The 17,923-nt window shown below is 68.6% G+C and carries 18 protein-coding genes and 1 riboswitch; of the genes, 13 read left to right on the plus strand and 5 right to left on the minus strand.

From position 1 onward, the window contains the following. Positions 1 to 1,680 (minus strand): methyl-accepting chemotaxis protein, encoded by a 1,680-nt coding sequence (locus tag H261_RS04830; protein ID WP_008614951.1) that lies wholly within the window; start codon positions 1,678 to 1,680, stop codon positions 1 to 3. 241 nt (positions 1,681 to 1,921) lie between these two features. On the opposite strand from H261_RS04830, the gene H261_RS04835 reads away from it, so the two are divergent. Genes H261_RS04835 through H261_RS04855 form a run of 5 tightly spaced genes read left to right on the plus strand, consistent with a single transcriptional unit; the run spans position 1,922 to position 5,924 of the window. Further along, positions 1,922 to 2,836, plus strand: a complete 915-nt coding sequence (locus tag H261_RS04835; protein ID WP_008614952.1) for an ABC transporter permease subunit — start codon at positions 1,922 to 1,924, stop codon at positions 2,834 to 2,836. 1 nt (position 2,837) lies between these two features. Next, a complete protein-coding gene (gene livM, locus H261_RS04840; protein ID WP_008614953.1) occupies positions 2,838 to 4,082 on the plus strand; it encodes a high-affinity branched-chain amino acid ABC transporter permease LivM in 1,245 nt (414 codons plus the stop codon). Further along, positions 4,079 to 4,888, plus strand: coding sequence for an ABC transporter ATP-binding protein (locus tag H261_RS04845; RefSeq protein WP_008614954.1), 810 nt, complete (start codon positions 4,079 to 4,081; stop codon positions 4,886 to 4,888). Before livM ends, H261_RS04845 begins: the two co-directional genes overlap by 4 nt. Then, positions 4,888 to 5,601: an ABC transporter ATP-binding protein gene (locus tag H261_RS04850; RefSeq protein ID WP_008614962.1), complete on the plus strand. Its 714-nt coding sequence runs from the start codon at positions 4,888 to 4,890 to the stop codon at positions 5,599 to 5,601. The genes H261_RS04845 and H261_RS04850 overlap by 1 nt, the downstream gene beginning before the upstream one ends. Then, positions 5,598 to 5,924: a DUF6867 family protein gene (locus H261_RS04855; protein ID WP_008614964.1), complete on the plus strand. Its 327-nt coding sequence runs from the start codon at positions 5,598 to 5,600 to the stop codon at positions 5,922 to 5,924. Before H261_RS04850 ends, H261_RS04855 begins: the two co-directional genes overlap by 4 nt. A gap of 1 nt (position 5,925) precedes the next feature. Here the strand turns inward: H261_RS04855 and H261_RS04860 are convergent, their stop codons facing one another. Then, positions 5,926 to 7,248, minus strand: coding sequence for a GGDEF domain-containing response regulator (locus tag H261_RS04860; protein ID WP_152426709.1), 1,323 nt, complete (start codon positions 7,246 to 7,248; stop codon positions 5,926 to 5,928). Between the two features lie 179 nt (positions 7,249 to 7,427). Between H261_RS04860 and H261_RS04865 the strand changes: the two genes are divergently transcribed. From H261_RS04865 to H261_RS04880, 4 genes are read left to right on the plus strand one after another with little or no spacing between them, the layout of a single operon-like run. Next, positions 7,428 to 8,057 (plus strand): hypothetical protein, encoded by a 630-nt coding sequence (locus H261_RS04865; RefSeq protein ID WP_008614969.1) that lies wholly within the window; start codon positions 7,428 to 7,430, stop codon positions 8,055 to 8,057. A gap of 19 nt (positions 8,058 to 8,076) precedes the next feature. Next, positions 8,077 to 9,453 (plus strand): hypothetical protein, encoded by a 1,377-nt coding sequence (locus H261_RS04870; RefSeq protein WP_040475707.1) that lies wholly within the window; start codon positions 8,077 to 8,079, stop codon positions 9,451 to 9,453. Next, complete coding sequence (locus H261_RS04875) at positions 9,450 to 9,917, plus strand: putative periplasmic lipoprotein (protein WP_008614978.1); 468 nt, start codon at positions 9,450 to 9,452, stop codon at positions 9,915 to 9,917. Before H261_RS04870 ends, H261_RS04875 begins: the two co-directional genes overlap by 4 nt. Next, on the plus strand, positions 9,914 to 11,062 hold the full coding sequence (locus H261_RS04880; protein ID WP_008614980.1) for a hypothetical protein: 1,149 nt from the start codon (positions 9,914 to 9,916) through the stop codon (positions 11,060 to 11,062). The genes H261_RS04875 and H261_RS04880 overlap by 4 nt, the downstream gene beginning before the upstream one ends. 7 nt (positions 11,063 to 11,069) lie before the next feature. Here H261_RS04880 and H261_RS04885 read toward each other — a convergent pair whose 3' ends face one another. The 3 genes from H261_RS04885 to cbpA all read right to left on the minus strand — a co-directional run bounded on the left by H261_RS04885 (position 11,070) and on the right by cbpA (position 13,032). Next, a complete protein-coding gene (locus tag H261_RS04885; protein ID WP_008614982.1) occupies positions 11,070 to 11,429 on the minus strand; it encodes a DUF4189 domain-containing protein in 360 nt (119 codons plus the stop codon). A gap of 95 nt (positions 11,430 to 11,524) precedes the next feature. Further along, on the minus strand, positions 11,525 to 12,904 hold the full coding sequence (gene cbpB, locus H261_RS04890; protein WP_008614983.1) for a peptide-modifying radical SAM enzyme CbpB: 1,380 nt from the start codon (positions 12,902 to 12,904) through the stop codon (positions 11,525 to 11,527). Beyond that, positions 12,901 to 13,032 carry a modified peptide precursor CbpA gene (gene cbpA, locus H261_RS23765; RefSeq protein ID WP_008614985.1) on the minus strand — a complete coding sequence of 44 codons (132 nt, stop codon included), beginning with the start codon at positions 13,030 to 13,032 and terminating at the stop codon, positions 12,901 to 12,903. Before cbpA ends, cbpB begins: the two co-directional genes overlap by 4 nt. Positions 13,033 to 13,120: 88 nt before the next feature. Next, positions 13,121 to 13,305, minus strand: a riboswitch (cobalamin riboswitch). An 87-nt stretch (positions 13,306 to 13,392) separates the two neighbouring features. Between cbpA and argC the strand changes: the two genes are divergently transcribed. From argC to H261_RS04910, 4 genes are read left to right on the plus strand one after another with little or no spacing between them, the layout of a single operon-like run. After that, positions 13,393 to 14,436 (plus strand): N-acetyl-gamma-glutamyl-phosphate reductase, encoded by a 1,044-nt coding sequence (gene argC / locus H261_RS04895; RefSeq protein WP_200860229.1) that lies wholly within the window; start codon positions 13,393 to 13,395, stop codon positions 14,434 to 14,436. Between the two features lie 8 nt (positions 14,437 to 14,444). Continuing rightward, positions 14,445 to 14,963 carry a gamma carbonic anhydrase family protein gene (locus H261_RS04900; protein ID WP_008614991.1) on the plus strand — a complete coding sequence of 173 codons (519 nt, stop codon included), beginning with the start codon at positions 14,445 to 14,447 and terminating at the stop codon, positions 14,961 to 14,963. A gap of 10 nt (positions 14,964 to 14,973) precedes the next feature. Then, positions 14,974 to 16,509: a hypothetical protein gene (locus tag H261_RS04905; protein WP_008614998.1), complete on the plus strand. Its 1,536-nt coding sequence runs from the start codon at positions 14,974 to 14,976 to the stop codon at positions 16,507 to 16,509. Then, on the plus strand, positions 16,506 to 17,915 hold the full coding sequence (locus H261_RS04910; protein WP_008614999.1) for a hypothetical protein: 1,410 nt from the start codon (positions 16,506 to 16,508) through the stop codon (positions 17,913 to 17,915). The genes H261_RS04905 and H261_RS04910 overlap by 4 nt, the downstream gene beginning before the upstream one ends. The last annotated feature ends 8 nt before the right edge of the window (positions 17,916 to 17,923 follow it).

Consider the following 17,923-nt stretch of genomic DNA (forward strand, 5'->3'; position numbering starts at 1 on the left):
TCAGGCGGTCTTGACGCCCGTCAGGAAATTGGCGACGACGCCCCGGAGCGAATCCGCCTGGCGGTTGACCGCCTGGACCGAAGTCAGCACCGTGGTGGCCACCGAACCGGTCTCCTCGGCGGCCTGGGTGACGCCGCCGATATTGGCCGACACCTCCTGGGTGCCCGAGGCGGCCTGCTGGACGTTGCGGGCGATTTCCGCCGTGGCGGCGCTCTGTTCCTCCACCGCCGAGGCGATGGCCGCCGAAATCTGGTTGATCTCCTCGATGCGCTTGACGATGCCGCCGATGGCGTCCACCGCCTGGAGGGTGGCCTCCTGCACGGCGGAAATCTGCTGGCTGATCTCCTCGGTGGCGCGGCCGGTCTGGTTGGCGAGGTGCTTGACCTCGCCGGCCACCACCGCGAAGCCCTTGCCGGCATCCCCGGCCCTGGCCGCCTCGATGGTGGCGTTGAGGGCGAGAAGGTTGGTCTGGCTGGCGATGTCGTTGATCAGCTTGACCACGTCGCCGATGCGCGCCGAGCTTTCCGCCAGGCCGTTGACCGTCTGGTTGGTCCTGGCGGCCTCGTCGGCGGCGAGGCGGGCCACCTGCGAGGATTGAGTGACCTGACGGCCGATCTCGTGGATGGAGGCGGCCAGTTCCTCGGCGGCCGACGCCACGGTCTGGACGCTGGACGACGCCTCCTCGGTGGCGGCGGCGACCAGCACCGCCTGCCGGCTGGTCTGCTGCGCCGTGGCGCTCATGGCCTGGGCCGCCTGCTCCATGTCGTGGGAGGCCGCGGACACCTCACCCAGCATGCGCGAGACGGCATTGTCGAAATCGCGGGTAAGATTCTCGACAGCGCGGCCGCGCGCCACGTTGCGCTCCTGGGCGGCCTTCTGCTCCGCCTCGAGCTGTTCGCTGCGGATCATGTTGTCCTTGAAGGTCTGCATGGCCGCCGCCATGCGCCCCACCTCGTCGGTCCGCCCCTGAGCCGGAATGACCACCGACAGGTCCTTGTCGGCCAGGCGGTTCATGGCGGCGGTCATGGCGATGATGGGAGTCGCTATGCTGTTGCGCAGCATCAGGCCGAACGCCACCACCAGGGTGATCACCGCCGCCACCGCGCCGATCATGACCGCCCGCGACCAGGAATAAAGGGCGGCGGCGGTTTCGGATGCCCCCTTCGCCCCTTCCGCGTTGATCTGCACCGCCTTGGCGGCATGCATCTGGGAATCGGCATAGAGTTTCACGTTGGCCAGCACCATGTCGCGGGCGGCGTCGTTCTGGTTCTGGCGGGAAAGCTCCAGCACCTTGGCGGCCATGGCGTCGTAATCGGCCATCACCTTGGTCCAGGCTTCGTAATTGGCCCTTTCCTCCGGCGTGGCCAGGAGCTTGGCGTAACGCTCCTTGGCGGCCCTGAAGTCCTTGACCTGGGCTTCCAGAAGCCGTTCGACCTCGACCATCTGCTTGTCGTCGGTGGTCAGGATATGGCGGAACGTGGTCGCCCGTTGCTTGCCCAGCAACCCATCGACCTCGCGGGCCGCGCCGAGCCCCGGCAGCCAGTTCTCCGCGATATCGAGGGTCGCCAGGTTCATGGTCGCCAGGCGATTGATGGCGAAGGCCGACAGGCCGATCACCACGATGAGAACCAGCCCGAAGGCGATCAGCAGTTTCTGGGCGACGTTGAAACGGTCAAGCATGAACGTGACCCCTTGAATACGGGGGCGGCTCCGGCGGCCCTCGCCGGCACTCCCCTGACTTAAGGAATAGTCTCCCCAAGCAACTGGGCATGGCCGATGGAATTGGCAAGCCCCGCGCCGGCCGGCGGGGAAAAGCGCGGCGATCATCCCGCCGGAACCGCCTTGGCAGTTGACAGAACCGCCCGTCCGAGTAGGTTTCTTGCCATCCGACTGAATTGAAGCCGTCAGCCAGGGTGGGGGGATGGAGTACTTTCTCCAGCAATTGATCAACGGATTGACCCTGGGCGCCATCTACGGTCTGGTCGCCCTTGGTTACACCATGGTTTACGGCGTGCTGGGCATGATCAATTTCGCCCACGGCACCATCTACATGGTGGGCGCGTTCATTTCACTGATCACCTTCCTGGCCGCCACCACGGTGCTGGGCACCTCGGTGCCGCTGGCCCTGGTGCTGACCCTGTTCGCCGCCATGGGGCTGACCGCCCTGTGGGGGTGGAGCGTCGAGCGGGTGGCCTATCGCCCGTTGCGCGCCGCGCCGCGTCTGGCGCCGCTGATCTCGGCCATCGGCGTCTCCATCGTCTTGCAGAACTTCGTCGCCCAGGCCCAGGGGGCGCGGGCCAAGCCGCTGCCGCCGGTGTTCCGGGGCGGCGTCACCCTGATGGACAGCGGCGATTTCGTGGTCAGCCTCAGCTGGATGCAGATGGTCATCATGGCGCTGACGCTCGGCCTGATGGCGGCGTTCACCTGGGTGATCACCCGCACCGCCCTGGGCCGCGCCCAGCGGGCCTGCGAGCAGGACATGAAGATGGCCTCGCTGCTGGGTATCGACGTGGACCGGGTGATCTCCACCACCTTCGTCATCGGCGCCGGGCTGGCCGGGGTGGCCGGCATGATGGTCACCCTCTATTACGGGGTGATCGACTTCTATATCGGCTTCCTGGCCGGCATCAAGGCGTTCACCGCCGCCGTGCTGGGCGGCATCGGCTCGCTGCCCGGTGCCATGCTGGGCGGCTTGCTGATCGGCCTGATCGAGGCGTTCTGGTCGGCCTATTTCTCCATCGAGTACAAGGACGTCGCCACCTTCTCCATCCTGGTGGCGGTGCTGGTGTTCCGCCCCACCGGCCTGCTGGGGCAGCCGGACGTGGAGAAGATCTGACATGGGGGGCAAGGCCCGCGCCCTGGCTGTGGACGCCGCCCTCGGCGGGCTGGTGGCCGCCGCCATGGCGCTGCCCATGCTGGGCGTGCGGCTGGAGGACGGGGCCACCGGCCTTTCCCTCGGCGGCCGCTTCGACTGGGTGTTGTGGGCGGCGGGCATCGTGGCCGGCGGGCGGCTGCTGATCGGCGCGCTCCGCCTGACCCTGGCCGGCAGGGGGCCCAGCCTGCCGGCGCCGCCGCGCGCCCTGATAACCTATGTGGGCTGGGCCATGGTGGCCTTCGCCCTGATCCTGCCCTTCCTGCCCTTCGCCGGGCGCAACATGGTGGACAAGGCCACCCTGGTGCTGATCTACGTCATGCTGGGCTGGGGCCTCAACATCGTGGTGGGACTGGCCGGCCTGCTGGATCTGGGCTTCGTCGCCTTCTACGCCGTCGGGGCCTATTCCTACGCCCTGCTGAGCCAGACCTTCGGCCTGTCGTTCTGGCTCTGCCTGCCCCTGGCCGGAATGCTGGCCGCCGGGTTCGGGCTGGTGCTGGGCTTCCCGGTGCTGCGCCTGCGCGGCGACTACATCGCCATCGTCACCATGGGCCTGGGCGAGATCATCCGGGTGGTGCTGCAGAACTGGCAGGACGTCACCGGCGGCCCCAACGGCATTTCCGGCATCGAGCGCCCGTCGTTCTTCGGCCTGTCGTTCAAGATGGTCCCGCCCGAGGGAAGCCGCGGCTTCGCCGAATTCTTCGGCCTGGACTACTCCGCCGACCACCGGGTGATCTTTCTCTACTTCCTGATCCTGGCCCTGGCGCTGCTGACCAATCTTTTCACCCTGCGCATCCGCCGCCTGCCGGTGGGCCGCGCCTGGGAGGCGCTGCGGGAAGACGAGATCGCCTGCCGCTCGCTCGGCATCAACCCCACCACGGTCAAGCTGTCGGCCTTCGCCACGGGGGCCATGTTCGCCGGCTTCGCCGGGTCGTTCTTCGCGACACGGCAGGGCTTCATCAGCCCGGAAAGCTTCACCTTCCACGAATCGGCGGTGATCCTGGCCATCGTGGTGCTGGGCGGCATGGGCAGCCAGATCGGCATCGTGCTGGCCGCCCTGCTGCTGGTCGGCCTGCCGGAATGGTTCCGCGAGCTGCAGCAGTTCCGCATGCTGGCCTTCGGCGGCGCCATGGTGCTGATCATGCTGTGGAAGCCGTCGGGACTGCTGTCGACCCGTGAGCCCGCCATCCGCTTAAAGGACGCCCCATGAGCGAGGCGCTTCTCGATGTGGAACACGTCACCATGCGCTTCGGCGGCCTGTTCGCCGTCAACGACCTGTCGTTCTCGGCCCGGCCCCAGGAGATCACGGCGGTGATCGGCCCCAACGGGGCGGGCAAGACCACGCTGTTCAACTGCATCACCGGCTTCTACAAGCCGCAGGTCGGCCGTATCACGCTGAACCACCCGTCGGGACCGCTGCTGCTGGAGCGGCTGGACGACTACACCATCACCCGAAAGGCCGGGGTGGCGCGGACCTTCCAGAACATCCGCCTGTTCGCCAGGATGAGCGTGCTGGAGAACCTGATCGTCGCCCAGCATACCCGGCTGATGGCGGCCTCGGCCTTTTCCCTGGCCGGGTTGCTGGGGCTGTCGCGCTACGCGCAAGCCGAGGCCCAGGCGGTGGAGAGGGCACGGCACTGGCTGGACAAGGTGGGCCTGACCGCCTTCGCCGACGAGGAGGCGGGCAGCCTGCCCTATGGCCACCAGCGCCGCCTCGAGATTGCCCGGGCCATGTGCACCGGGCCGGTGCTGCTGTGCCTGGACGAACCCGCTGCCGGCCTCAACCCGCGCGAATCCGCCGAACTGAACCGCCTGCTGCTCGACATCCGCGCCGAGAACGGCATCGGCCTGCTGCTGATCGAGCACGACATGAGCGTGGTGATGGAGATTTCCGACCATATCGTCGTGCTGGATTACGGCCGCAAGATCGCCGAGGGTGCGCCGACGGCCATCAAGGCCGACCCGGCGGTGATCCGCGCCTATCTGGGCGAGCCCGACGAAGAGGAGGCCGGCTGATGCTGCGCATCGAGGGGCTGCAATCGGGCTATGGCCGCATCCAGGCGCTGCACGGTGTCGACATCTCGGTGGCCGAGGGCGAGATCGTCGCCCTGGTCGGCGCCAACGGGGCGGGCAAGACCACCCTGCTGATGACCATCTGCGGCAATCCCCGCGCCAGCGCCGGCAGGGTCGTCCTGGCCGGCGAGGACATCACCGGGCTGGCCACCCACCACATCATGCGGCGCGGCCTGGCCCATTCGCCCGAGGGACGGCGCATCTTCCCGCGCATGAGCGTGCTGGAAAACCTGCAGATGGGCGCGGCAATGGCCGATCCCGCCCATTTCGCCCAGGATCTCGAGCGGGTGCTGGGACTGTTCCCCCGCCTCGCCGAACGCCTGCACCAGCGCGGCGGCACCCTGTCGGGCGGCGAGCAGCAGATGCTGGCCATCGGCCGTGCCCTGATGAGCCGGCCCAAGATCCTGCTGCTGGATGAGCCATCGCTGGGTCTTGCCCCCCTGGTGGTGCGCCAGATCTTCGAGATCGTCGCCGAGATCAACCGCGAGCAGGGCGTCACCGTCTTCCTGGTGGAGCAGAACGCCTTCCACGCGCTGAAGCTGGCCCATCGCGGCTACGTCATGGTCAACGGCAAGGTCACCATGAGCGGCACCGGAGCCGAACTGCTGGCCAACGAGGAAATCCGCGCCCACTACCTGGGGGGAGGACACGGATGATCACCTCGCTTCCCGTCTTCGCCGGCCTGACCCTCATCCTGTTCGGCGGCTGCGCCTTCATGACCGGCCAGGCCCTGGCCGCCACCTGGCGGCCCCTGTGGCAGGTGATCCCCTATGCCCTGATGCTGGGCGCCGCCGACCGCTTCCTCGGCTTCGCCCTGTTCGGCGGCGAACTGCTGTCGCTTGCCGGCTGGCTGCTGGACAGCGCCGTGCTGGCCGCCATCGGGCTGCTGGCCTGGCGCCGGACCCTGGTCCGCCGCATGGCGGAGCAATATCCCTGGCTCTACGTCCGCACCGGGCCGTTCAGCCTGCGCAAGCTCTGACCTACTCGGCGGGCTCCACCCGGTTGCGGCCCGTGGCCTTGGCGCGGTAGAGCGCCGCGTCGGCGCGGCCCAGGCAGGCCTCCAGCCCCTCGCCCGCGCCCACCTTGCACTCGGCGACACCGAAGCTGGCGCTGAGCGTGATGGGCTCGCCGCCGCTGACCGGCACCTGCAGCCCGGCGAGGCGGATGCGCAGGCGCTCGGCCACCACCAAAGCGGGGTTCAGCGCGGTCTCGGGCAGGGCGATGGCGAATTCCTCGCCGCCCATGCGGCCGATGATGTCCTGGTCGCGCAACAGGTCGCGGGCCATGACCACGAAGGATTTCAGCGCCTCGTCGCCCGCCGCGTGGCCGCGCTGGTCGTTGATGCGCTTGAAGTGGTCGAGATCGATCATCAGCAGCGACAAAGGCCGGCCATAGCGGCCGGCGCGCTGAATTTCCGCCGCGGTGCTCTGCATGAAATGCCGGCGGTTGCAGGCCTCGGTGAGGAAATCGGTGGTGGCCAGCTGCACCAGTTCCTTCTGGACGCAGGCCCGCTCCAGCGCCAGCCCGACCCGGCGAGCCAGTTCGCGCACCAGCTCGCGCTCGGAGGTGGAAAAGGCCTCGTCGCCCTCGGCGGGCGGCGTCTCGGTCCAGCAGATCTCGATGCGCCCGGCCGGGCGCGAGCCGGCGAACACCTGGGCCTCCAGGCGGCAGGCGGTTTCCACGAAGCCGGGGGTTTCGACAATGCCGCTGGGCAACAGGCCGGTCATGCAACTGAGACGGACGCCGATGGTGTCGGGCTTCAGCCAGGCGGAAGGCGCCTTGGCCACCACCTGCTCCAGCGCCACCTGCAGCGGCAGTTCGGGCGATTCCAGGATGCGCGACACGCCGTACATGCAGTCGATCTGCCGCATGCGGCGTTCCAGCTGGCGGTTGGCCTCCAGCGCCGCGTCGCGGGCCTCGCGCACCAGGATCTCGGCGCGCTTCCGGTGAATGGCGTAGCGGAAGGAGCGCGACAGGGAGGCGGCGTCGAGCTTGGCCTTGAGCAGGTAGTCCTGGGCGCCCTGCTCCAGCGCCATCAGCGCCTGCTGGTCGTCGTCGTGGTTGGTCAGCACCACCACCGCCAGTTCCGGCGCCGCGCCGCAGAAGCGCCGCACCGTCTCGTCACCCACCGAATCGGGCAGCGTCAGGTCGAGAAAGACCACGTGGTAGCGCTTGCGCTGGATGAACTCCAGCGCCGCGGCCAGCGAAGCGGCATGATCCACCTTGACGTTGGGGACCTTCTCCAGCTCGGCGAGGGTCAGCAGGGCCTGGGTCGGAGAATCCTCAACCAGCAGAGCGAACATGGTTTCCGACAAGGCGCAGCGATCCCCCGAATTGGCCGACCCGCCCGGCCCGTTCCGCTGATACTAACCGCCTACGCCGGTTTGCGGAAGCGTGATGCGTGGTACACGGGAATGCCATATCATCGCCCCAATTCCGGGTGATTCTGTCATCGGTTCCCTTCTCCTCGAGGACGTCCGCCATGCGCCGCCTGCCCGCCCTTGCCTCCGCCCTCGCCGCCGGACTGGCCCTCTCGGCCTGCCAGAGCGTGGACAATTCCGCCGGAAGCCCCAGCGTCTACATCGACCCCGGCAGCGTCGGGCCGGTCAAGGGCGTCGGCATCGAATCCCAGGACATCATCGGCATGACCGACCAGATGATGCGCGACATGCTGGCCCAGCCCCGCCTGGCCAACGCCCAGGCGGCGCCCAACGTCATCATCGATTCCGAATACTTCCACAACGAGAGCTCGTCGCGCCTGAACAAGAACTCCATCACCGACCGGCTGCGGGTGGGCCTCAACCGCGCGGCGGCCGGCCGCATGCAGTTCGTCGGGCGCCACTACGCCGACATGGTGGCCAAGGAGCGCGAGCTGAAACGCCAGGGCGTGGTGGACAAGGCGACCCTGCCCGCCGCCCGCGCCCCCAAGGGCGGCGACTACCGCCTGGGCGGCCGCATCACCTCGCTCGATTCCCGCGATCCCAAGAGCGGCATGATGCAACGCTACAACCAGATCGTCTTCGAGATGGTCGACCTGGAAAGTTCGGAAATCGTCTGGAGCGGTATCTACGAATTCGCCAAGGCCGCCCAGGACGACATCATCTATCGCTAGCCCCGAGGGGAACATTCCCATGGCCGCCCGGCCTTCCTGGTTAAGCGTAGTGGTGGTCGCCGGACTGGCGTCGGGCTGCGTCACGGCGCGCGAGCAAGAGACCAGCCCGACCCCCGCCGTGGTCCGCGCCTATCTGGACGACAAGCCCGCCGAACTGCACCGCCATTTCGCCGTCGCCCTGGCGCAAGGGGATCGCAACAGGGTGCTCAATCACATGCGCCTGGGACTGGCCGCCTTCGCCCTGGGCCGGGACCGATTGGCCGAGCAATTGCTGGACGACGCGCTGGCCGGAATCGAGGCCGTCTACGCCGACAACGAGGAGGCCAGGAAGGCGCGCGGCCTGTGGACCGGGGAGACCGTCAAGGACTTCAAGGGCGAGCCCTACGAGCGGGTCATGGCCTATTACTATCGCGGCCTGCTCTACATGAAGGCCGGTGATTACGAGAACGCGCGGGCCAGCTTCAAGGGCGGCCTGCTGCAGGATGCCTTCGCCGAGGAGGACCAGTACCGCGCCGATTTCGCCCTGATGCCCTTCCTGCAGGGCTGGGCCGCCCATTGCTCGGGCAACCAATCCCTGGCCGCCGAGGACTTCAAGGAGTTCCGCGCCCTCAACAAGGATGCGCCGCTGCCCCGCGACAAGGACAACGTGCTGGTGCTGGTGGAAACCGGCAGCGCCCCGGTCAAGATTTCCGACGGACCGCGCCTGAAGATCAAGCGCAGCGGCGCCACCGAGACCGCCCGCATCTCCTGGGCCGATCCCGAGCATCCCAAGGACCGTTCCGCCGGCGACGCCATCCTGCTCGAGGATATCTTCCGCCAGGCCTCGACCCGGGGTGGACGGCCCTTCGATTCCATCCTGGAGGGCAAGGCCGAGTACAAGGACACCGCCGACACGGTGGGCAACGTCGCCCTGATCGGCGCGGCGGTGGCGGCCAAGGTGGCCACCGAACGCCCCCGGCGCCGCGAGACCAAGGAACAGCGGGAGGTCCGCCAGCAGGCCCAGGCCGGCGCCGCCATGATCGGACTCGGCCTCGCGGTGGTCGGCGGGCTGTCCAAGCTGTTCGCCCATTCCATCGAAGCGCAGGCGGACACCCGCTATTGGGACAACCTCTCCGACCGGGTCCAGGGGCTGACCCTGGCCCTGCCCGACAAGGTCGCCACCCTGTCCGTCGAGTTCCAGTCGCCGGGCGGCGCCCCCCTGGAGGCGGTGGAGAGCCCCATCCTGCGCGCCGGCAAGTGCGGTCTGGTCTGGGCGCGGCACGGCCAGACGGTTCCCCGCAATCCCCGCGCCCCCAACAGCGTTCCCCCCGACGTGATGGCCTCGCCCATCGTCCTTCCGGCGGCGGAGGCCAAGCCCGCCGTCATGGAAGCCAAATCCAAGGAGTCACCCCAATGAAGCGCCTGCTCGTCCCCGCCTTCGGCCTGCTGCTGCTCGGCGGCTGCGCCTCCCTGGACCCGGCCCCCCATTGCGACATGTCCCGCGTCGCCGGCCAGCGCGACCTGGTCGCCGGCCCCGCCATGGTCGAGGGCGAGACATCGCCGCTGAAGGAGATGCCCATGAACTCGGTGAGCATCACCGACCCCAACATCATCCGGAAGCTCTACGTGCGTTCCATCGCCGCGCGGCGCACCGGGACGGGGACGGTGGAGGTGGTGGCCCAGGTGGTCAACTGCACCGACTTCCCCCTGAACGCCGAGGCCCGCACCCAGTTCTACGCCAACGACGGGGCGGCGTCCGAGCCGGTCAGCGCCTGGCGGCGCCTCCAGCTTCCGGCGCGCACCTCCAACACCTACCGCGAACTGTCCCTGGGCGACAAGACCGTGGACGGCTACATGATCGAGATGAGGGAAGGCAAATGATCACCCGTCTCCTGGCCGTTTCGGCCCTCGCCCTGCTGGTCCCGCTCATGGCGGAGGCCCAGACCGTCGGCGCCAAGGTACCACCCTACCAGGCCCCGGCCAAGGCCGCCCCTCCGGCACGCGACGGCGGCGAGGCTTTGGACGCGGCGGCGCCCCGGCCCAACCCGTTCAAGCCGCAGGACGACGTCATCGACCGCTTCCGCGACGCCTACGCCCAGGGCGGGCGGCCGCGTCTGGCCATCTGGTGGAACCGGCAGCTGTCGGACACCCTGGCCCAGTGGTATTCCGAGACCCGCACCGTCACCGCCGACAAGAGCAGCAATTCCACCGAGGGCGACCTTTCCCTCAAGCAGTCGGGGGCCAAGCAGAGCGTCACCGAGACCCAGCGCCGCGCCGGCGATTCGGCCGAGCGCCCGGCGCGCGACGAAACCTGGGACTGGGAGTTCCAGGACGGTTTCCTCTCCCCCTTCCTGCAGGCCGACGCCAATGTGGTCGACCGCACCATGATCACCCGCATCATGGGGGCGGGGGCCGAGGAGATCGATCCCAAGACCGTGGAAGTAATGGCCATGCAGGGCATGGCCGATGTGATGGTCGAGGTGCTGGTGGCCGATTCCGCCCGATCCACCACCGGCTACGAGCTGCGCGCCCGCATCCTGGATGTCAAGAGCGGCCGGGTGCTGGCCATGGTCAACAGCCGGGCGCTGAAGGAATGGCAGAAGACAGACAAGGCCGCCGCCACCTCCAGCGGCTTCGAGTTGCCCGACGAGGACGACGAGAGCTTTGGCCCGGAACGCGCCGACCAGCGCTACAAGGCGACCTCGTCCGGCTTCGAGCGCAAGCGCAAGCCGCCCAAGCTGGCGGTGATCGCCCACAACCTGGCCACCAACGTGATGAGCGCCATGCTGCCGCGCCTGGAAGGCGGCGCGGTTCCCGTCGCCAAGACCACCGATCCGGCCGCCCCCACGCCCATCACTCCGCCGCAGGCCGCCAAGCCGGCGCCCAACCAGAGCGCCGTGCCACTGCCCGACGTGGAGGCCAAGCCGCTGCCCGCCCCGGACAAACCGGCCAAGGTGGAAGCCCAGAACGTCGAAACGGGGCCGGCGGCCGAAGAACCGCCCATGCCCCGTCCGACGAAGCAGTGATCAGGATCTACTGGCAGTCGGAAACCGCTACCCTGCAACCCTTGCCGCAGGCTTCCAGCGCGTTGCTCTTGGCCTCGCCCTCGGTGCTGCCCCAGCCCACGCCGGTGTAGTCCTTGGACGTGGCATAGGCGCCGCAGGTATCGTAACGCACCGCCACCTTGCAACTGCTGTTGCCGGCCTTCTTGCACTCGCGCACCGCGTCGATGCCGGCCTCCTCGCGGGTGGAACCGGTACCGACGCCGTAGCCCACCTCGCTGGCCTTGGTCGCGTCGGCGTCGTCGACGGCGATGGCGCCCGCCGCGCGGGCGGCGGGGTTTCCCAGCAGCAGGCCGAGAGCCAGCGTAGCGGCGAAGAATGATTTCATCATGATGCCCCTTTCGTGTTGATCCGGAGTCACGTTGGGAGGGGGCGGCAGGAATTAAAGGCAGGGCGGAATAAATTCCACCCTGCCGGACATCAGTTTCAGCAGCCGAAGGCGAAGGCGGTTTCCGTGCCGTCGTCCCAGCCGTCCCACATGTAATCCGGGGCGATGCCGTCGGCGATCAGGCGGAAGGCGTACTGGGCCTGATCCAGATAGAAGCCGCAATAGGCCCCGATCTCCTCCATGCCGCCGTTGGCCTCGTGCGCCTCGGCGGGACAGGGCGAGCCGCAGAAATGCCGCACCGGACAGGTGGAGCAAGCCTTGATGTCCTCGACCTTGCGCCCCGTCACCAGCTTGAAGGCCGGGCTTTCCAGCACGTCCTCGACCTTGTCGGTGAACAGGTTGCCGCCGGCGAAGGCCGGCAGGCCGATGAACTCCGAGCACGGGAACAGCGAGCCGTCGGGGGCCAGGGCGAAGAACGACCGGCCGCCGCCGCAGGGCGAGATGTCGCACATCAGCCGCCGCGCGGTGGGGGCCAGGATGGAGATCAGGATATTGACGAAATTGGCCACCACCAGCTTGCGCCCGGTTTCCCGGTAGAGCTGGTGGGTGCGGTCGAGCGCCGCCAGATAGGCCTTGGACACCGCTTGGTCCTCGGCCCAGGCGTTCTGTCCGCCCGGCTGGGTGCAGCGGACCACGTTGAGCATGCAGGCCGGAACCTCCTCGGCGTGGAGGAATTCCACCATCTCGGTCAGCTGCCCCAGATTCTCGCGGTTCATGGTGCAGATGACGTTGAAGCCGGCATAGCCCCTGAGCCTGCGGATAGCGTCCACCGTGGACTGGAAGACGCCGTCGCCGGTCCAGCGCTTGCGGGAACGGTCGGCCACCTCGGCGACGGGAGCGTCCAGCGACAGGCCGATGCCGCAGCCGCGCGACGTCAGGAACGCCACCGCCGCGTCGTCCAGCAGGGTGGCGTTGGTCTGCACCCCGAAGCGGAAGCGGTCGGAATAGAGGTCGATGGCCTCGAACATGGCGTCGCGGTTGAGCAGCGGCTCGGCGCCGTGGAAGATGATCTGCGGCTTGCGGCCTTCGGGTACCGTACGGCGGAAATATTCGTCGAGCCGCGCCATGGCGTCGAGCAGCTTCTCGCGGCTCATATGCTCGCCGGTCTTGCGCATTTTCGGCGGAATGTAGCAGTACGAGCAGTCGAGGTTGCAGCGTTCCGTCGGATTGAAATAGACCGCCGAGGGCTTCAGGTGAAAGCGCAGCATGTCCATCTCGCGGGCGAAATCGTCCCGCTTGGCGCGCCAGTCGCGTTCCAGCGCGCCGTCGTCCAGGACCTTGTCCATCTCGTCCTTGCGCACCAGCGCCCAGAAGGCGTTGTCCGCGTCGATCAGGGCGGTGTAGTCGGCATGGCCGATCTCGAACCGCTGGAGGCCGTCGGGAAGACGGCCCCCAAGGATGGGGGCCGCCTGATTCACCGCGTCACCTGCCCGGGCTTCACCTGCTTGTCCATCAGGACGTAATGGGACAGGCCGGTGCCCTCGGCATCGCAGGTCTTGCGGCTGGCGATGACGGCGGGGCGGGGTTTGGTTTCAGTCCTGGTCATGGCGATAATCCTTCACGTTAGCCAAAGGGGCTGTCGGCCAAGACGCGGATGCGCCTTCGCCGAAACCCTTTGCCATCGGATTCCGCCCCTCGTTCAACCATGTCCAGCAGGTCTTCTGGCTCTCGGATCAGCCACGGAAACCACGCCTTCCCGGCTTTCGCCAGTGGCTGGGGCGCAAAGCGCCCCCGTGGTCCGTGTCCCCGATTACAGCGGCGGGACCGCCACGGAATTTCACCGTGTTCCGGGATGCAGGACGAACATGGCTCTACAATGCCGCAATGGAGACGTCAAGCTCCGGCGGTTGTCGGCAGGAATGGGGCCTGCTATCGTCCGCTCCCCCATGGTCAAGAGAGTAGGGTCATCATGAAGGACGTTTCGGTCGCCATCCTGGGAGCCAGCGGCTATACCGGTGCCGAGCTCGTGCGCCTGCTGGCGCTGCATCCCTCCTTCAAGATCAAGGTGATGACCGGCGACCGCAAGGCCGGCCAGTCCATGGACTCGGTGTTTCCCCATCTGGGCGGCCTTCAGCTTCCCGATCTGGTCGCCATCGACCATGTGGACTTCACCAGCGTCGACGCGGTGTTCTGCTGTCTGCCCCACGGCACCACCCAGGAGGTGATCGCCGCCCTGCCCGCTTCGGTCAAGGTGGTGGATCTGTCCGCTGATTTCCGGCTGTTCGACGTGGACACCTACGCCCAGTGGTACGGCCACGAGCACCGGGCGCCCGAGTTGCAGAAGCAGGCGGTCTACGGCCTGACCGAACTGGCCCGGGACGCGGTCGCCAAGGCGCGGCTGGTAGCCAATCCCGGCTGCTACCCCACCTCGGTGCAGCTGCCGCTGATCCCGCTGCTCCAGGCCGGGCTGATCGAGGCCGCCGACATCGTGATCGACGCCAAGTCGGGCGTGTCGGGCGCCGGGCGCGCCGCCAAGGAGGCCAACCTCTACACCGAGGTGACCGAAGGCATGCACGCCTATGGCGTGGCCAGCCACCGGCATTCGCCGGAGATCGAACAGGGCCTGTCGCAAGCCGCCGGCGCCCCGGTGCTGGTCAGCTTCACCCCCCACCTGATCCCCATGAGCCGGGGCATGCAATCGACCATCTACATGAAGGCCAGGAACGGGGCCAAGGCCGCCGACCTGCGGGCCCGGCTCGCCGCGGTCTACAAGAACGAGCCCTTCGTGCGCGTGCTGCCCGAGGGCGTGGTGCCCCACACAAGGCATGTGCGCGGCTCCAACCACTGCCTGATGAGCGTCTTCGACGACCGGGTGCCGGGACGGATCATCATCACCTCGGTGATCGACAATCTGGTCAAGGGCGCGTCGGGCCAGGCGCTGCAGAACATGAACCTGATGTTCGGCCTGCCCGAGACCTTGGCGCTGGCCCAGCAACCCATGTTCCCGTGAGGACAGCGATGAGTGACAATATCCTTCCCTTCCAGGGCGTCAGCCCGACCATCGCGCCCGACGTGTTCGTCGCCCCCACCGCCACGGTGATCGGCGACACGGTGATCGGCGCCGGCACCTCGGTGTGGTTCAACTGCGTCATCCGGGGCGATGTGCACGAGATCCGCATCGGTGAACGCACCAACATCCAAGACGGCACCATAATCCACGTCACCGGCGGCAAACTGGGCACCTATATCGGCTCGGACATCACCATCGGCCATGGGGCCATCCTGCACGCCTGCACCCTGGAAGACGCCTGCTTCGTCGGCATGGGCGCCGTGGTGCTGGACGGCGCGGTGGTGGAATCGGGGGCCATGGTGGCGGCGGGCGCGGTGGTGACGCCGGGCAAGCGCGTCAAGGCGGGCGAATTGTGGGGCGGCAACCCCGCCAAGCTGCTGCGCCGCCTCAGCGACGAGGAAATCGCCTTCTTCCCGGTCTCGGCGGAAAAATACGTCGAACTGGCCGCCAAGTACTTCAAGGCCTAGGGGCCTTCCCATGGCGAAGAAGGGCAAGTCCTCCGGCAGTGGTCTGATGACCGCCCTGACTCGGCCGCTGGCCGCCCTCGGGCGGCTGGTGGGCGGCGGCAGGCCGGCGGGCGAGGAACCGGTCGCCCTGCCCAGGGAAACCTCCTCATCGTCGCTGGTGGACGATTCCTTCACCATGGCGCTGGAAGGGCTGCTGGCCGAGGATGACGGCCAGTACCAGACCAAGCTGCACCTGATCTCCCTGGTGGAGTTCCACGAGGCGGTGGGCGACAAGTGGTCCCGCATCGCCGAGAAGGTGATGCTGATCGCCGAAGGGGTCATCAATCTCCACCTGGGGGCCGGCAACGTCTATGGCCGCAAGGGCTCGGACCTGTTCGTCCTGGTGTTCCGCGCCACACCGCCCGCCGAAGCGCGGCGCCGCGCCGTGCGCATCGCCCAGGAACTGGGGACAAGGCTGGTGGGCAGCCAGTTCACCGGCCACGACCGCCCCCTGGCCCTGGCGGCGGAGATATCCCTGGCCGACGCCCTGAACGATGACGGCGAACTGGACCTGGAGGCCCTGGCCGCCGCGATCACCGAAACCCGCGCGGTGATCGCCGGGCAAACGGAGCCCCTTCGCGGCCCCATCGCCCCGGGCGGCGATGCCGCCCCCCGGCGCGGCAAGGAACCGCAATGGGCGGCCATGGAAGCGGCGGCGCGCGACAGGGGCGATCCCAACTGGCAGAGCGCCGCCGTGGAGCGCGCGCCGGCCGGCGGCCCCGCCCCCGGCCTGGACGCCACCCCGCCCCTGCCGGGCGACGCGGCCCTGTCCCTGGTCTGGCGCCCCACCTGGATGGAGGAGGGCGAGGTGATCGGCGCCTACCGCGCCCAGGTGCTGCGCGTCGACCAGCCGGGCGAACCGGCCTATGAGGGCTCGCGCGCCTATCCCGCCGCCGACGGCGAATCCATCCCCAGGCTCGACCGTTTCGTGGCCGGCGCGGCGGTGCGCGGCATCAAGGCGGCCATGGCCGACGGCAGCACCGCCCGCATGGTGGTGCCGTTGCACTGGGGCTCGCTGGGCACCAGCGCCCGCCTGTCGGTGCTGGGCCCCTTCGCCGACATTCCCGAGGTGGTCCGCAACCAGGGACTGATCATCGACCTGTTCGGCCTGCCGGCCAATCTGGCTCCCATCGCCCTGTCCGAGGCGGTCACCGCCATCCGTCCCCTGTGCCGCGAGATCATGATCCGCGTGCCGCTCACCCATCCGGCGTTGGACCGCGCCGCCCTGGCCGGGGTGTCCATGGTCGGCGTCGACCTCGCCGAACTTCCCAATGCCGACAAGACCGACGACGACCACCTGCTGGCCGCCCTGCAGCAGGTGCGGCGCGAGGCCGCCGCCGCCGGCCTCGCCGTCTGCGTCTGGGGCGTCCGGCGGCGCAAGGTGGTGGTGGGCACCGTGCTGGGCGGCTTCGCCATGATGAACGGACCCGGCCTGATGAAGGACCTGCCCCGCCCGGCCAAGGTCCTGCCCGCCCCCCGCTCGCGCTTCGCCGCCGGGCCGTCGTGACCAGGACGGAAATCCGGGCGGCGCTCGCCACCCTGGCGATCATCGTCGTCATCAACGGTGCGGTGGCCTGGGCGGTGTTCCGCTGGCCCTGGGCCACCGACGCGGCCGGGGCCGCCCTGCTCCTCTACCTGGCGCTGGAATGGCCATCTATTTCCCGAGGCGGGCGCAAAATGGCCACCGCCGCCCTGGCGGCCGCTCTGGCGGCCTTGGTCCTGCTGCCCCAGGCCGTGCCGGTGCTGCGCCATGGCCTGGCCGAGGCCGCCTTCATCGTCGGCCTGTTCACCACGCTCGGCATGCTGCGCGACAGCGCCCAAAGCTCGCGCCTGATCCGCCGCTGCGGCGAGCAGATGGTGCGCCAGCGTCCGGGACGGCGCTATGCGGCGCTCAGCCTGGGCAGCCACCTGATCTCGCTGGTGCTCAATTTCGGCGTACTGGCCCTGCTCGGCGTGATGGTCGCCAAGGGCAACACGCTGAGTGCCGCCAACGGCGACGAGATCGTCAAGGGCATCCGCAAGCGCCGCATGATGACCGCCGTCATGCGCGGCTTCGCCATGATGACCGTGTGGTCGCCGCTGGCCGTGTCGTTCACGGTGATCGAGCAGGCGGTGCCGGGGCTGGTCTGGTGGCGGCTGCTGCCCTTGCAGGTGACCCTCTCCCTTATCCTGATGGGCTGGGGCTGGGCGCTGGACCGCATGGATTTCCCGCCCCATACCCGGCGCCTGCCCCATCATCCGCACCGGACCGATTTCCGGCCCATCCTCAGCCTGACCGCCCTGGTGGCGGCCATCGTGGCCGGCGCCGTCGCCATGGCCGAGGTGCTGGACGCCCGTCTGGTGGTGGGCGCCATGATCGTCGTGCCGCCCTCGGCGGCAATCTGGCTCTACCGGCAGCAATCGGGGCCGCCGCGGCCCCGCGCGGCGCTCACCGCCCGGCTGTTCCTCCGCCGCCTGGGCGTCAGCCTGCCCAATTTCCGTTCCGAGGTGGCCATGCTGGGCGGCGCCATGTTCCTGGGCGTCGTGGTCGCCGCCTTCGTCGCGCCCGAGGACATGGCGCGGGCCATCGCCCTGATCCCCCTGCCGCCCATCGCCCTGGCCGTGCTGATCGCCTGGGGAGTGATGGCGGCGGCCCATGCGGGCATCTCGCAACTGGTCACCGTCACCCTGGCGGGCAGCGCGCTCGGCAGCCTGGCCCAGGCCGGCATCAGCCCGCAGGTCATGGCCAGCGGCCTGCTGGGCGCCTGGGCGCTGTCCATCTGCACCACCCCGGTGGGAGCGGCGGTGATGTCGGTGGCCCGCGTCGCCGAAGTGCCGGTCAAGGTGGTGTCGCGTACCTGGAACCGCCGCTTCGTTCTGGTCGGCGCCCTGCTTCTCGCGGTATGGATGGTCATCCTGTCCCTGGTTCTGTGAGGCCGCCC

This window comes from Paramagnetospirillum caucaseum, assembly GCF_000342045.1.
GTDB lineage: Bacteria > Pseudomonadota > Alphaproteobacteria > Rhodospirillales > Magnetospirillaceae > Phaeospirillum > Phaeospirillum caucaseum.